Origin of the sequence: Rhizobium aethiopicum, from assembly GCF_900094625.1 — a bacterium.
GTDB lineage: Bacteria > Pseudomonadota > Alphaproteobacteria > Rhizobiales > Rhizobiaceae > Rhizobium > Rhizobium aethiopicum.
On record NZ_FMAJ01000003.1, the window covers coordinates 95942 to 110897 of the forward strand.

Sequence of the window (14956 nt, forward strand, 5' to 3'; positions counted from 1 at the left end):
GTCCCCACCAACGCCTCGTTTGGCACGTCCCCTCGCCCCGTTTACGGGGAGAGGGCTAGGGTGAGGGGCAGCTATCCGCCTGAACCGAACAGCAGCGGCACGACACAGAGTAACAACGAAGAATGCGAGACCCGTCATGAAAGCAGTTGTTTGCCGGGAACCCGGCGTGCTCGACATTGTCGAACGCCCATCACCCGCCGCACCGGCGCCCGGCTGGGTGCGGTTGGCCGTCAGCCATGTCGGCATCTGCGGCACGGATTATCATATCTTCGAGGGCAAGCACCCTTTCCTCGAATATCCCCGGGTGATGGGGCACGAGATCTCGGCGACGGTGATCGAGGCCGGTGACGGCGTGGCGCTTGCGGCCGGCACGCCCGTGATCGTCAACCCCTACCTCTCCTGCGGTCAATGTGTCGCCTGCCGCCAGGGCAAGCCGAATTGCTGCACCAATATCAGAGTACTCGGCGTCCATACCGACGGCGCCTTCTGCGAGGAGATTTCGGTTCCGGCTGACAATCTCTATCCCGCCAGGGGTCTCAGCCTCGAGGCGGCGGCGACGACGGAATTTCTGGCAATCGGCGCCCATGCGGTACGCCGCTCGCTCGCCGGCGCAGGTGCACGGTCGCTCGTCATCGGCGCCGGCCCGATCGGGCTCGGCGCGGCGATCTTCTCGCGCATCGCCGGCCATGACGTCACCTTGCTCGATACCAGCGCCGAACGGCTGCAAATGGCGGCCGAACGTTTCGGCTTCACCTCCGGCATCATCGCCAACGAGGCAACGGCGGATGCCATCAGGGAAAAGACCGGCGGCGACGGCTTCGACGTGGTGTTCGACGCGACGGGTTACGGTCCGTCGATGGAAAAAGCCTTCTCCTTCGTCGCCCATGGCGGCGCGCTGGTGCTGGTCAGCGTCGTCAAGGACGATATCCGCTTCGCCGACCCGGAATTCCACAAGCGCGAGATGATGCTGATCGGCAGCCGCAACGCCACCCGCGTCGATTTCGAACATGTGGCCGATTCGATTGCCAAAGGCCTGGTGCCGGTGGAAAAGCTCATCACCCACCGCACGACACTCGTCGACGCGCCGCGCGACCTCGCGCGCTGGGCGCATGAGAAGAGCGGGCTGATCAAGGCGGTGATCCGGGTCGGTGGGTAGGGCGATTTCAGGATGGCGTGGAATGGTGGCGCCAAAGGCTACCACCTCGGATCGGTGAGGCCAGCCCCTCATCCGCCTGCCGGCACCTTCTCCCCGTAAACGGGGCGAAGGGGGATAGCCGCAATCTCTCGATCCCCCACCCATGCCTCGTTTGGCACGTCCCCTCGCCCCGCAAGCGGGGAGAGGGTTAGGGTGAGGGGCATTTTCTGAACACTGCGTGCGTGTCAGCCACGCTCTCTAACCCATCGCCTCGATCGCCTTACACATCGCCCTGACCACTGCGACATCCGTTCGGTTCGTGCTCTTCGCCTCGAAGCCGAACGCCACCGCGCGCGGGTCGCGGCTTTCGACGGGCGAGCTGCAGGAGCCGTGCACTTCGCGGGCACCGGTTGCCTGCAATATCTCGACGACATTCTCGGGGCGGATGCCGCTGCCGGGCATGATCGAAATGCGGCCGGCCGCTTTCTCTGAAAGACGCTTCAGCGTATCGAGCCCGTCCGCCGCCTTCAGCGCGCAGCCGGAGGTAAGGATGCGTTCGCAGCCGAGTTCGACGGCCTGTTCCAGCGCCCGATCGGCATCCGGCACTAGGTCGAAGGCGCGATGCAGCGTCGAGCCCAGGCCCGCCGCATGCGCCTTCAGGCGGTGGATGAGCGGCATGTCGAGCGTGCCGTCCGGGCGGTTGGCGCCGATGACGACGCCGGCGAGGCCGGCGGCGCGCACCGCGTCGATATCGAGCATCATCGCCTCCTCGTCGATGCGATCGAACAGGAAGGGGCCGGCATGCGGGCGGATCATCGCGTAAACGGGAATGGGCGCCCGGGCGGCGACCCGCATCAGGCTCGGCAGCGGCGTCAGGCCGCCGAGCTCCAGCGCGGAGCAGAGCTCGATGCGGCCGGCACCGCCTTCGATTGCGGCGGCAAGGCCCGCGGCGCTGTCGACGCAGACTTCCAGCAAGATCGTCACGCTGCAGTCTCCCTGGCTCCGTCGACCTGCCTCGTAATGTGCGCGGCAGGTTCCGAGGTCATTCTGGCGGCCGCCGCGATGATCATCTCGCAGGCATCGGCAGCGGCTTTTCGGTGATTGAAGGCGACGTGATAGGACATCGGCAGATGCTCGTCGAGATCGACGATGCGCACCTTGTCGGCGATCGGCGTAGCGCTGACGCGCCCGAGAAAGGAGACGTAGCCATGGTTGGCGACGAGGTCGACGATGACAGGCAGCGAATCCGCCGCGGTGATATCCCGGCTGCGCAAGCGCCGGTTGGGCGCGCGCTCTTCGCTGAAGGCCATGGCCGCGTGGCCGAGGCCGGTGCGCGGGCTCGGCATGCAGATCGCATGAGCGGCGACGAGATCGGCGACCGAGGATTGCGTACTTTGGGGCGGCGCGATCATCACCATGTCGGTCTGCAGGAGTTCGCGATGCCGGAAGTGTTCAAGGCCGAAGACCGAATCCAGGATGGCAACGTCGATGCGGCCGCTCTTCAGCGCCTCGCGCAGATCGTCGGCGGTCATCGAGACCAGCGAAATCGCATTGTTGCTGCGGCGCGCATTCCATTCAGAAACGAGCAGGCCAAGGCAGCGCGCCACCCAGCTTTCGGATCCTGTCGGGATGATCGAGCCGATGCGCAGCGATCGGGCGGTGCGCCGGTAGCGCTCGTCGGCGGCCGATTTCAGATCGTTCCACGCTTGGCTGATCGCCATGAAGATCTGGTAGGCGCGTCTGCCCTCCTCGGTCAGCACCGAGCCCTGCGCCTGCCGCTCGAACAGGCGGCGGCCGAGAAACTTCTCAAGATTGGCAAGCTGAAGCGAAAGCTGCGGCTGGCCGAGACGAAGGCGGCGGGCAGCGCGGTTGATGCTGCCCTGATCGGCGACTTCCAGAAATCGCTCCGTCGTGGCGATCTTGATCGGAATGCGCGACGCCCAGGCTTCGCTGGCCCCGGAAGCGTCACCGCCTGCGAATTTTCCGAGTTCGCCGATTGCGGCCGTAATCGGCTGCAGGCCTTCGAGCACCCCGGCGCTCGCGATCAGCGTCACCAGTTCGCCGGAAGCGCGTTCCGTCAGCTTCATCGCCAGTGCGGTCTCGGCATTGCGGAGTGCCGCGGATACGGTGGACGGCGATAGCTGGAAGCAGCGCGCGGTCTCGCGGACCGAACCGGAGGTCAGGACGTGGTGGGTTATGAACAGGGCGCCGAGATGCAAAGGGGCTCCGGAAAGCGCTGGAAAAACCGGACGATATGATGTGTTCACGAAAAAAGATATCCCTGCTGTGGAAGAGCCGGGCTATCGTCGCCGTCATAATCCGGGCGGCGGTTATCCGCGGGAGAGCACCGGAAACAGCGCGGAAACACGCGAGGGAACAAAAACAAATCGCGCCGGCCCTGGAAAAGGGAATGGCTTTCCGCGCGCCGAGCTGCGTTCGCCGCCATAATCTTGGCGCTAGCGCAAATACTGGAGAGGGCTTGCATCGATTTTTCCGAAGGGCACGCTATTTCCATGACGCACGCAATTCGGATGATGGCGGCCTCACCGCCCTCGCCGCCGGAGTTCCTGCGCGCAAGCCTTGCCGGCTTGGGCCTCATCACGGTTTTTAAAAGGGGATATTCCATGCTGAAGAAACTCGCACTTGCCGTTTCGCTCTCCGCTTTCGCAGCGGGCGCGGTTCAGGCCGCCGACGTCGTCGTCTCATCGAAGATCGACACCGAAGGCACGCTGCTCGGCAATGTCATCGCGCTGGCGCTCGAAGCCAACGGCATCAAGACGCAGGATCGTATCGCACTTGGCGCCACACCGGTGGTGCGCAAGGCGATCACCGCCGGCGAAATCGACATCTACCCCGAATATACCGGCAACGCCGGCTTCTTCTTCAACAAGGCCGATGACGCCGCCTGGAAGAACAATGACCAGGGTTATGAGCTGGCGAAGAAGCTCGACTACGACGCCAACAAGATCGTCTGGCTGACGCCGTCGCCTGCCAACAACACCTGGGCGCTTGCCGTGCGCAATGACGTCGCCGAGCCCAACAAGCTGAAGAGCCTGACGGACTTCGGCAAATGGGTCGCCGGCGGAGGTACTGCCAAGCTTGCGGCTTCCTCCGAATTCGTCAATTCGGCCGGCGCGCTGCCCGCCTTCCAAACGACCTACGGCTTCCAGCTGAAGCCCGACCAGATGGTCGTCCTTTCCGGCGGCGATACGGCGGCGACGATCAAGGCGGCCGCCGACCAGACGAACGGCGTCAACACCGCCATGGTCTACGGCACGGACGGCGCGATCGAAGCGGCCGAGCTCACCGTTCTCGAGGACGACAAGAACGTGCAGCAGGTCTATGCGCCGACCCCGATCATCCGCGAGGAGGTGCTGAAGGCCAATCCGAAGATCGAGGAAATCCTCTCGCCGATCTTCAAGAGCCTGAGCGCCGACGAATTGCGCAAGCTGAACGCCAAGATCCAGGTCGACGGCGAGCCGGCAAAGTCCGTCGCTGAAGCCTATCTCAAGGAAAAAGGCTTTCTGAAGTAAACATTGCCGCTCCGCCCCGTCGCGGGCGGAGCCTCTCCCCTTGCCGACAGGCGAGACAGGGTCGGCCAGACAGGGTTGGATTGATGGAAGAAAGCTCAACGGTCCGCAGGCTGGATCGGCTCGGCGTGGTTCTGGTGGCGGGCGGCATTGCGGCGACGGCACTGATGCCTTTCATCTATGTTAAGGCGAACCGCATCGCCGCCGGCAAGCCGATGCTGCTGATGCAGCTTCTTCCCCAGCCCTCCGTCATTGTGCTCACCGCTTTTCTTGTCCTGACCGCCTTCGCCACTCTGTTTCTCCGAAATGCCACGGCGCGGCTCGTCATCGCCACCCTCTGCCTTGCCGCCCTGATCGCCGCCATCGGCCTGGTCTCGACCGCGGCGACGCCGCCCGGCAGCACGGTGGCGCGCATGACGCCCGGGGGCGGTTTCTGGGTGCTTTTTGCGGTGATCGGGCTCATCATATCGGATGCGCTGGTCAAGATCCGGCTGGCGCCCTGGATGCGGGTGGCAGCGCTTGCTCTCTATACGGCGCTGCTCTTCGCCTTCCTCGCCTCCGGCCTGCTCGACAGCCTGTCGATCATGAAGGAATTCTCGACGCGGTCGGCACAGTTTGAGACCGAGGCATTCTCGCATCTGCTGCTGGCGCTCGGCTCTCTCGTTATCGCCATCATTCTCGGCCTGCCGCTCGGCATACTGTGTTTCTGGGTGCCGAAGCTGCGCGCGGCCGTGCTGCAGGGCCTCAGCCTGATCCAGACGATCCCGAGCTTGGCGCTGTTCGGCCTGCTGATGCTGCCGCTCGGCTACCTCGCCACCCATGTACCGCTTGCCGCCGCCATCGGCATTCGCGGCATCGGCACGGCGCCTGCCTTGATTGCACTCGTGCTCTATTCGCTGCTGCCGATCGTCGCCAATACCGTCGTTGGCCTTCAGGGCGTCGATCCCGCCGTGCGCGATGCCGCCGCCGGCATGGGGCTGACGCGCCGGCAGATCCTCACCGGCATAGACATGCCGCTCGCCTTTCCGGTGATCCTCACCGGCATCCGCATCGTGCTGGTGCAGGCAATCGGCATGGTGACGATTGCCGCGCTGATCGGCGGCGGCGGTTTCGGCATCTTCATCTTCCAGGGGCTCGGCCAGACGGCGATGGACCTCGTCCTGCTCGGCGCCGTGCCGACCGTCTTCCTCGCCTTCTCATCGGCCGTCATCCTCGATGCGGTCATCGACAGCATCCGGGGACCCGCCGCATGAGCATGATCGAGATCAGCAACGTCACCAAACGTTATGGTACCGCCACCGTCGTCGACAAGGTCTCGATGAAGGTCGAGAAGGGCGAGATCACCGTGGTCGTCGGCACATCGGGCTCCGGCAAATCGACGTTGATGCGGATGATCAACCGGCTGGTGCCGATCAGCGAGGGCCAGATCTTCGTCGGCGGCCAGAACGTGATGGATGTCGAGGTGACCGAGCTTCGCCGGCGGATCGGTTATGCGATCCAGGGGCATGGGCTGTTTCCGCATCGGACCGTGGCGCAGAATATCGCAACCGTGCCGCAGCTGCTCGAATGGGATTCCAGACGCATCGCCGCCCGCGTCGAGGAGCTGCTCGGGCTTTTCAACCTCGATCCGGCTGAGTTCGCCGACAAATATCCGCATCAGCTTTCCGGCGGCCAGCAGCAGCGCGTCGGCGTCGCCCGGGCGCTCGCGGCCGAGCCGGAACTGCTGTTGATGGACGAGCCCTTCGGCGCGCTCGATCCGGTCATCCGCGGCAAGGCGCAGGACGATCTTCTGGCGATCCAGAAGCAGTTCGGCACCACCATCATCCTCGTCACCCACGACATGGACGAGGCCTTCCATCTCGGCAACCAGATCGCGGTGATGAGCCAGGGCAGATTGCTGCAATGCTCGACGCCGGAAAAGATCCTGACCGAACCGGCCGATCCCTTCGTGCAGCAACTGACCGGCACCTCCGACAGGGCGCTGAAGCTGATGTCGCTGCTGCCGCTGAAGGAGAGCATGGAACCGGCCAAGAGCGGTCTCGCCTATGCCCTGCCGCAGTCGCTCAGCCTGCGCGATGCACTGGCCGAAATGATCTGGCAGGGGGTTGATGAAGCGGCCGTGCAGGACGGTGCGAAGGCGTCTGTCGGGTCGATCTCGATGACGCGGCTGCTCGAACTGGGCCGCAAGGCATGAAACTCGTCGTCGCCAATCTCTTCCGGCTGGCCGCACTGGCCCTGCTGCTCGTCCTGCTGTTCAGGACGGAGTGGCTTTCCTTCCTGTTTACGCCGCTGACCAGCAACAACGCGCCCGCCGTCTATACGCAGAACAGCCTCGCCTCACTCGCCGTCGGCCATCTGCAGCTCGTTGTCGGCTCGATCGCCTGCAGCGCCGTGCTTGCGGTTGTCGGCGGCATTTTCGTGACGCGGAAAAGCGGCGCCGACTTTCTGCCGCTGTCGCGCGCCATCGCCAATGCCGGCCAGACCTTTCCGCCGGTCGCGGTGCTGGCGCTCGCCGTGCCGGCCACCGGCTTCGGCGCTATGCCGACGCTGATCGCGCTCTTCCTCTACGGCCTGCTGCCGATCTTCGAAAACACCGTCGCCGGCCTGAAGCAGGTGTCGCCGCAGGTGCTCGACGCGGCCGACGGCATGGGTATGAACGGCACGCAGCGGCTGGCGCGCGTCGAGCTGCCGCTCGCGCTGCCGCTGATCCTCGAAGGGCTGAAGGTCGCGACCGTCATCAATATCGGCACGGCGACGATCGGCTCGACGGTTGCGGCAAAGGGCCTTGGCGAAGTGATCATCGCCGGATTGATATCGGACAATACCGCCTTCATCCTGCAGGGCGGGCTGATCGTCGGCCTGATGGCGGTGCTGATCTATGACGCCATGGGTCTCGTCGAAGCGGCGATCACGCGAAGAATCGGCTTGCGCGCGGCGTAAGGGGACCGCTACCAAGGCTGCGGTGATCGATTCAACGGGAGGCCGCCTTGGCGAAGATGATCCACTCCATGATCCGCGTTCTCGACGAGGCGCGCTCGGTCGACTTCTACAGCAAGGCCTTCGGCCTCTCGGTCGCCGACCGTGTCGACTTCGACACCTTCACGCTGATCTATCTCAGCAATGCCGAGACCGGCTTCGAGCTGGAGCTGACCGTCAACAAGGGCCGCATCGAACCCTATGATCTCGGCAAAGGCTATGGCCATCTCGCCGTCTCGGTCGAAGAAGTCGCCATCGAGCGCGAGCGCATGGTTAGACTCGGGCTCAAACCAAGCGAGCTGGTGGAGCTCAACCGCGACGGCAAGTTGTTCGGCCTGTTCTTCTTCGTCAGCGATCCCGACGGTTACAAGATCGAAGTGCTGCAGCGACACGGCCGGTTTCTCTGACCGCGCGCGATCTTCCGACCCACCTAATCCCACAGCTTCGAGCGGCATAACCAGGAGCCCGCCATGATCGAGAAGAATGCGCTCAATTCCGGCTGGACTCTCACCTGCAACGATACAGCAAGACCCGACCTGCCGGATGCGATACCGGCGACGGTGCCGGGATGCGTCCATACCGACCTTCTCGCCAGCCGGCTGATCCCCGATCCCTATATCGACGTCAACGAGATCACCAACGACTGGATCGGCCGGGCGGAGTGGACCTATCGCTGCCGCTTCGAGGCGACGCCTGACGATGGCAGAATGCAGGAACTCGTCTTCGACGGGCTCGATACGATCGCGGTCATCAGCCTCAACGGCGAAGAGATCGGCCGCACATTCAACATGCACCGCACCTACCGTTTCGATGTTTCCGAACTGCTCAAGACCGGCGCCAACGAACTCTGCGTCACCTTCCGCTCGGCCTACGCCTATGGCGCGGAGATGGAGAAGCATTACGGCTACCGGCCCAACAACTATCCGGGCCCGGGCAATCTGATGCGCAAGATGGCCTGCAACTTCGGCTGGGACTGGGGGCCGACATTGGTGACGGCGGGTCTCTGGAAGCCGGTCAGGCTAGAGAGCTGGGAGCGGGCGCGGCTCGCCGAAACACGGGTGTCGGCCACCCTTGCCGGCGGCGACGGGCTGGTGACGGTGCAGGCGAGGCTGGCGCGCCACGGCAATGCCGGGCCGTGCCGACTGGTCGCCGAGATCGGCGATGCGTCGACCTCGGTGGCGGTCGGGGCCGGCGAAGACGAGGTTTCTTTCGAGATCAGCCTGCCCTCGCCGCAGCTCTGGTGGCCGCATCATCTCGGCGCGCAGCCGCTCTATCCGCTGACGCTCACGCTGATCGACGAGGCCAGCGGCGATCAGCTCGACCGCTTAGAGCGCGAGCTCGGCTTCCGTTCGCTCAGACTTGATACCTCTGCCGACGCGCACGGCTCGGCCTTCACCTTCATCATCAACGACGTGCCGCTGTTCATCGCAGGCGCCAACTGGATCCCCGACGATTGTTTCCCCTCGCGGATGACGGCCGACCGCTACGCCGCCCGAATCGAGGAGGCGAAGGCGGCCAATATCCACATGCTTCGCGTCTGGGGCGGCGGCATCTTCGAGGCGGATGAGTTCTACGCGGCCTGCGACCGCGTGGGCATGCTGGTCTGGCAGGATTTCCTCTTTGCCTGCGCCGCCTATCCGGAGGAGGAGCCGCTTCGAAGCGAGGTCGAGGCGGAGGTGCGCGACAATATCATACGGCTGATGCCGCATGCCTCATTGATCCTCTGGAACGGCAACAACGAGAATATCTGGGGCTTCGACGAATGGGGCTGGCGGCCGATCATCAAGGCCGGCGAGAGCTGGGGGCTCGGCTATTATCTCGACCTGCTGCCGAGGCTCTGCGCTGAGCTAGACCCTGACCGGCCCTATTATCCCGGCAGCCCCTATTCCGGCTCGATGGAGATCGAGCCGAACGCCGACGGACACGGCTGCAAACATATCTGGGACGTGTGGAACGATGTCGGCTGCGAGGTCTACCGCGACTATATCCCGCGCTTCTGCTCCGAATTCGGCTGGCAGGCGCCGCCTGCCTGGGCGACGCTCGAAGAAAGCGTGCATGATCAGCCGCTGACGCCGCAATCGAATGGCGTCTTCCACCATCAGAAGGCGACGCTCGGCAATGACAAGCTGATCCGCGGCCTTGCCGGCCATCTGCCGGAGCCAAAGACAATGGAGGACTGGCACTTCGCCACCCAGCTCAACCAGGCCCGCGCCATCCGCTTCGGCATCGAGCACTTGCGCTCGCATCGGAATATCTGCAAGGGCGCGGTGGTCTGGCAGTTCAACGACTGCTGGCCGGTGACCTCCTGGGCGGCACTCGACTCGGCCGGACGCCGCAAGCCGCTCTGGTATGCGCTGAAATCAGCCTACGATCCGCGCCTGCTGACGATCCAGCCCCGCGGCGGCGGACTGACCGCGGTCGCCGTCAACGAGAGGACGCTGTTCTGGCGGGCGAAGATCAGCGGCAGACGTCTGAAGCTCGACGGCAGCGTGCTTGCCGAATTCGAATTCTGGCGCCTGCTCTGCGACCGCTTCGAGGCGAAGGAATTTTTGTTGCCCGATGATATCGTCAGGCCAGACTTACCGGCGAACGAGGTGGTTGTCGTCGACATGCTCGACCGGCGGGCGTTTCATTATTTTGTCGAGGATATCGAACTCGCCTTGCCGGCGCCGCGGCTGGCGGTCGAGGTCACAGCGACCGACGGCGGCTATGCCGTCAAAGTGACCGCTCAGAATTTCCTCAAGGATCTCTGCCTGATGGTGGATCGGCTGGACCCCGACGCCGTCGTCGACACGATGCTGGTGACGCTGCTGCCGGGCGAGAGCCATGTGTTTGTAGTGAAGACGGCGAAGGCGATCGCAGCGGAAGACATTGCCGTAGGCGTCACGCTGCGTTCCGCCAATGATCTTGTCGCGGGTCGCTGAAAAAGCCCCTCATCCGCCTGCCGGCACCTTCTCCCCGTAAACGGGGCGAAGGGGGACATGCCGCACCCTCTCCGTCCCCATCTAGGTCTTGCAGGGCACGTCGCCTCTCCCCGTCAGAACGGGGGAGGGTTGGGGTGAGGGCAGCCTGCCGTCACCAAACACCAAAAGGCCCCGCTTCCAACGGGGCCCTTCCAGCTCGGTCCATCGGACGAGATTACATCCAGTAGGGTGGCACGCCGTAATAATCATACACTCGGCGGCCATTGTCGTTGTACCAGGTGTCGTCATCGTCCGAATAGCTGGGTGCGCCTTCGATCTGCTCCTTGGTCAGGTCGATGCGGTAGCCGTCCAGCTGGGTGTCGTAATTCAGCTTTTCCCAAGGCAGCGGATAGTGATCGTGACCGATGCCCAGGAAGCCGCCGAAGCTCAGCACGGCGTAGGCGACGCGGCCGTCGCGCTTGCCGATGATCAGGCGTTCGATCGAGCCGATATGGCGGCCATCCGCACCATAGACCCGGGTGCCTTCGACGCGGTCGCTGGCGATCAGCGAATGTGTTTCCGTAGTGTTCGGGTCGCGGCGGCTGGCGTCGGTGTCCTGATTCAACATTTGAACCTCCTTTGGTGTTTTCCTCGTGGTTGGTATGAAGGGTCAACGCCATGGCCGACCCAAAGTTCCCTGTCCTTTCCACGACCGCGCCGCGGTGAATGTTGACGTTTACGTCAAGGTTAGTATAGCTTCATTCGGCTTGAACCGTTCAGGCGATGGCATAAGCTGCCGGACTGGAAGATGGAGGATGCTTCCGGTCAATTGGTGCCAAGTCGACCATCGGCGCGGCACCGGCGCGGCGGCCGCAAGGGAGAGAGAGAGAGACACGATGAGCAGCATTTCCGTCCATCCGAACGGAGCAAAAGCCGACAAGCCCTGGCTTGCCAGCTATCCCGATGTGGTTCCGGCCGAACTGTCGCCGCCGGAACATGCCTCCCTTGCCGAACTTTTGGAGAAATCCTGCGCCCGTTACGCCGACCGCACGGTTTTTTCGAGCATGGGCAAGGCGATGAGCTATCGCGAGCTGGAGAGCCAGACGCGCAAGGTCGCCGCCTGGCTGCAGAGCATCGGCCTCGAGAAAGGCGACCGCGTCGCGGTGATGATGCCGAATGTCCTGCAGAACCCGGTCGCAACCTATGCGATCCTGCGGGCCGGTCTGGTGGTCGTCAACGTCAATCCGCTCTATACGCCGCGCGAACTCGAGCACCAGTTGCGCGATTCCGGCGCCAAGGCGATCTTCGTGCTGGAGAATTTCGCCCGCACCGTCGAGCAGGTCCTCAACAAGACGGATGTTCGCCACGTGGTCGTCACCTCGCTCGGAGAGATGCTGGGAGCGAAGGGGCTGGTCGTTAATTTCGTTGTCCGCAAGGTGAAGAAGCTCGTTCCCTCCTGGTCGATCCCTGGGCACAAGAGCTTTGGCCTGGTGCTCCGCGAAGGCGCTGCAAAAAAGCTCCAGCCGGTCACCCTTGCGGGCGGCGACATCGCCTTCCTGCAATATACCGGCGGCACAACGGGCGTGGCCAAGGGCGCCGTGCTGACACATCAGAACCTGCTTGCCAACAAGCTGCAGCTGTCGCTCTGGCTGCGGTCGGCTTTCCAGCTCAAGAAACAGCCGGAGGTGCTGAATTTCCTCTGCGCGCTGCCGCTCTACCACATCTTCGCGCTGACGGTGAATTCGCTGATGGGCATGTCGCTTGGCGCTCACAATATCCTGATCGCCAATCCGCGCGATATTCCCGGTCTCGTCAAGGAATTCGGAAAGTCGAACATTCATATCTTCCCCGGTCTCAACACGCTGTTCAACGCGCTGATGAACAATGCCGAATTCGCCAAGCTCGATTTCTCCTCGCTCATCATGTCGCTTGGCGGCGGCATGGCCGTGCAGCGCCCGGTCGCCGAACGCTGGTTGAAAATGACCGGCACGGCGATAACCGAGGGCTACGGACTTTCCGAGACATCGCCGGTCGCCACCGCCAACCGCTTCGATTCACCGGAGTTCACCGGTTCGATCGGTCTGCCGATCCCCTCCACCGAACTCGATATCCGCGACGAGGAGGGCCGTTCGCTGCCGCTCGGCGAAATCGGCGAGATCTGCATCCGCGGCCCGCAGGTGATGGCCGGCTATTGGCAGAAGCCGGAGGAAACGGCGCGGGTGATGACACCAGACGGCTATTTCCGCTCGGGTGACATGGGCTTCATGGATGAGCGCGGCTACACCAAGATCGTCGACCGCAAGAAGGACATGATCCTCGTCTCCGGCTTCAATGTCTATCCGAATGAGGTCGAGGAAGTTGCCGCCATGCATGCCGGCATCCTCGAAGCCGCGGCGATCGGCGTGCCGGATGGGCATTCGGGCGAAGCGGTGAAGCTCTTCGTCGTCAGGAAGGATCCGAACCTGACGGAAGCGGAGGTGAAAGCCCATTGCACGGCCAATCTGACCAATTACAAGCGCCCGCGCTTCATCGAATTCCGCACCGAACTACCGAAATCGCCGGTCGGCAAGATCCTGCGCAAGGACCTGCGCGGCTGAATTTTTGACAACCGTATGAAATTAGAGCCATCCGCTTGCCGCGGGTGGCTTTTTTCATATTGGAGCGGTGGCTGAACTTGATTTGCGCCCGAGAAAGCGAATAGTTTCCGCAACCTTTCCGCCTCAAAAGGAGCCTCCCATGAACCCCATCGTCGAACAGCTGAAAAGTACGGCTGATGCCACCAAGGCGACCGATCTCCGCGCTGCCTTCGCCGCCGATCCGCAGCGCTTTTCGCGCTTTTCCGCCTCGCTCGACGATCTGCTGATGGACTATTCCAAGACGGCGGTGAACGACGAGATCCTCAAGCTCTTGGTCAAGCTTGCCGAAGAGGGCGGCGTCGAAAAGAAGCGCGAGGAGATGTTCTCCGGAAAGGCGATCAATTTCACCGAGGACCGCGCCGTTCTGCACACGGCGCTGCGCAACCGCTCCAATACGCCCGTCCTGGTCGACGGCAAGGACGTCATGCCCGACGTCAACGCCGTGCTTGCCGCCATGGGCAAGTTCGCCGACGAGATCCGCTCCGGCACGTTGAAAGGCGCGACCGGCAAGGCGATCACCGACGTCATCAATATCGGCATCGGCGGCTCCGATCTCGGCCCGGTTATGGCGACGCTGGCGCTTGCCCCTTTCCATGACGGCCCGCGCGCCCATTTCGTCTCCAATATCGACGGCGCCCATATTGCCGATAACCTGAAACTCGTGCAGCCGGAAACGACACTCTTCATCGTCGCCTCGAAGACCTTCACAACAGTCGAGACGATGACCAACGCGCAGACGGCGCGTAATTTCATCGCCAAGGCGCTCGGCGAAGCGGCCGTGCAGCATCACTTCGCCGCCGTCTCGACGGCACTCGACAAGGTTGCCGCCTTCGGCATCGACAGCACCCGCGTCTTCGGCTTCTGGGACTGGGTCGGCGGCCGTTATTCGATCTGGTCGGCGATCGGCCTGCCGCTGATGATCGCGATCGGGCCTGAGAATTTCGGCAAGTTCCTCGATGGCGCCCATGCCGTCGACAATCACTTCCGTAAGGCGTCGATTACCGAAAACCTGCCGATGCTGCTCGGCTTGATCGGCTTCTACCATCGCAATGTGCTCAACTATCCCACCCGCGCCATACTGCCCTACGACCAGCGCCTGTCGCGCTTCCCGGCCTATCTGCAGCAGCTCGACATGGAATCGAACGGCAAGGGCGTCACCATCGACGGCACGCCGGTCGAGGGCAATTCCGGCCCGGTCGTCTGGGGCGAACCCGGCACCAACGGCCAGCACGCCTTCTACCAGCTCATCCATCAGGGCACGAGCATCATCCCGGCCGAGTTCATGATCGCCGCCAACGCCTTCGAGCCGGAGCTGCGCCACCAGCATCAGCTGCTGATCTCCAACGTGCTCGCCCAGTCGGAAGCGCTGATGAAGGGGCGCACCTTCGATGAAGCAAAGAAGCAGCTGACCGATAAGGGCATGGACGACAAGAAGGCCGATTTCATCGCCCCGCATCGCGTCTTCCAGGGCAACCGGCCGTCGATCACCTTCGTCTACGACAAGCTGACCCCTTACGCGCTCGGCCGCCTGATCGCGCTCTACGAACATCGCGTCTTCGTCGAAGGTGTGCTCTTCCGCATCAACTCCTTCGACCAGTGGGGCGTCGAACTCGGCAAGGAACTGGCGACGGGCCTGCTGCCTGTCGTCGAAGGCAAGGAGAGTGCAGCGAGCCACGATTCCTCCACCCAGGGCCTGGTTGCGGCGCTGGCGAAGCTTGCGAAGTAGGCGCTCGAGGCTGCCTCAGATCCCTTCTCCCCAGCGGGGAGAAGGTGGTC

At 63.4% G+C, this 14956-nt stretch carries 12 protein-coding genes; 9 read left to right on the forward strand and 3 right to left on the reverse strand.

What is annotated here, in order from left to right; translation table 11 throughout:
• Positions 1 to 136: 136 nt before the first annotated feature.
• Complete coding sequence (locus tag GA0061105_RS07520; protein ID WP_092749180.1) at positions 137 to 1156, forward strand: zinc-binding alcohol dehydrogenase family protein; 1020 nt, start codon at positions 137 to 139, stop codon at positions 1154 to 1156.
• Between the two features lie 237 nt (positions 1157 to 1393).
• On the opposite strand, the gene GA0061105_RS07525 is transcribed toward GA0061105_RS07520, so the two are convergent.
• Together GA0061105_RS07525 and GA0061105_RS07530 are read right to left on the reverse strand one after the other, a co-directional pair.
• On the reverse strand, positions 1394 to 2119 hold the full coding sequence (locus tag GA0061105_RS07525; RefSeq protein ID WP_092749182.1) for a copper homeostasis protein CutC: 726 nt from the start codon (positions 2117 to 2119) through the stop codon (positions 1394 to 1396).
• Positions 2116 to 3354: a LysR family transcriptional regulator gene (locus GA0061105_RS07530; protein ID WP_092749184.1), complete on the reverse strand. Its 1239-nt coding sequence runs from the start codon at positions 3352 to 3354 to the stop codon at positions 2116 to 2118. Before GA0061105_RS07530 ends, GA0061105_RS07525 begins: the two co-directional genes overlap by 4 nt.
• 405 nt (positions 3355 to 3759) lie before the next feature.
• Here GA0061105_RS07530 and osmF point away from each other — a divergent pair, with 405 nt between their 5' ends.
• The 6 genes from osmF to GA0061105_RS07565 all read left to right on the forward strand — a co-directional run bounded on the left by osmF (position 3760) and on the right by GA0061105_RS07565 (position 10565).
• Complete coding sequence (gene osmF, locus GA0061105_RS07540) at positions 3760 to 4668, forward strand: glycine betaine ABC transporter substrate-binding protein OsmF (RefSeq protein WP_064693651.1); 909 nt, start codon at positions 3760 to 3762, stop codon at positions 4666 to 4668.
• Positions 4669 to 4751: 83 nt separating this feature from the next.
• Positions 4752 to 5918, forward strand: a complete 1167-nt coding sequence (locus GA0061105_RS07545) for an ABC transporter permease (protein ID WP_092749186.1) — start codon at positions 4752 to 4754, stop codon at positions 5916 to 5918.
• Complete coding sequence (locus tag GA0061105_RS07550; protein ID WP_092749188.1) at positions 5915 to 6859, forward strand: ABC transporter ATP-binding protein; 945 nt, start codon at positions 5915 to 5917, stop codon at positions 6857 to 6859. The genes GA0061105_RS07545 and GA0061105_RS07550 overlap by 4 nt, the downstream gene beginning before the upstream one ends.
• On the forward strand, positions 6856 to 7605 hold the full coding sequence (locus GA0061105_RS07555) for an ABC transporter permease (protein ID WP_092749190.1): 750 nt from the start codon (positions 6856 to 6858) through the stop codon (positions 7603 to 7605). Before GA0061105_RS07550 ends, GA0061105_RS07555 begins: the two co-directional genes overlap by 4 nt.
• A 47-nt stretch (positions 7606 to 7652) precedes the next feature.
• A complete protein-coding gene (locus GA0061105_RS07560; RefSeq protein WP_064693647.1) occupies positions 7653 to 8048 on the forward strand; it encodes a VOC family protein in 396 nt (131 codons plus the stop codon).
• Between the two features lie 63 nt (positions 8049 to 8111).
• On the forward strand, positions 8112 to 10565 hold the full coding sequence (locus GA0061105_RS07565; RefSeq protein WP_092749192.1) for a glycoside hydrolase family 2 protein: 2454 nt from the start codon (positions 8112 to 8114) through the stop codon (positions 10563 to 10565).
• Between the two features lie 214 nt (positions 10566 to 10779).
• Here the strand turns inward: GA0061105_RS07565 and GA0061105_RS07570 are convergent, their stop codons facing one another.
• The gene (locus GA0061105_RS07570; RefSeq protein ID WP_064693645.1) at positions 10780 to 11172 is read right to left on the reverse strand and encodes a PRC-barrel domain-containing protein; all 393 of its coding nucleotides are present in this window, start codon (positions 11170 to 11172) and stop codon (positions 10780 to 10782) included.
• Positions 11173 to 11440: 268 nt separating this feature from the next.
• Between GA0061105_RS07570 and GA0061105_RS07575 the strand changes: the two genes are divergently transcribed.
• Entirely contained in the window at positions 11441 to 13141 is a 1701-nt protein-coding gene (locus GA0061105_RS07575) for a long-chain fatty acid--CoA ligase (protein ID WP_092749730.1), read from the forward strand.
• A 139-nt stretch (positions 13142 to 13280) separates the two neighbouring features.
• A complete protein-coding gene (gene pgi / locus GA0061105_RS07580) occupies positions 13281 to 14906 on the forward strand; it encodes a glucose-6-phosphate isomerase (RefSeq protein ID WP_092749194.1) in 1626 nt (541 codons plus the stop codon).
• The last annotated feature ends 50 nt before the right edge of the window (positions 14907 to 14956 follow it).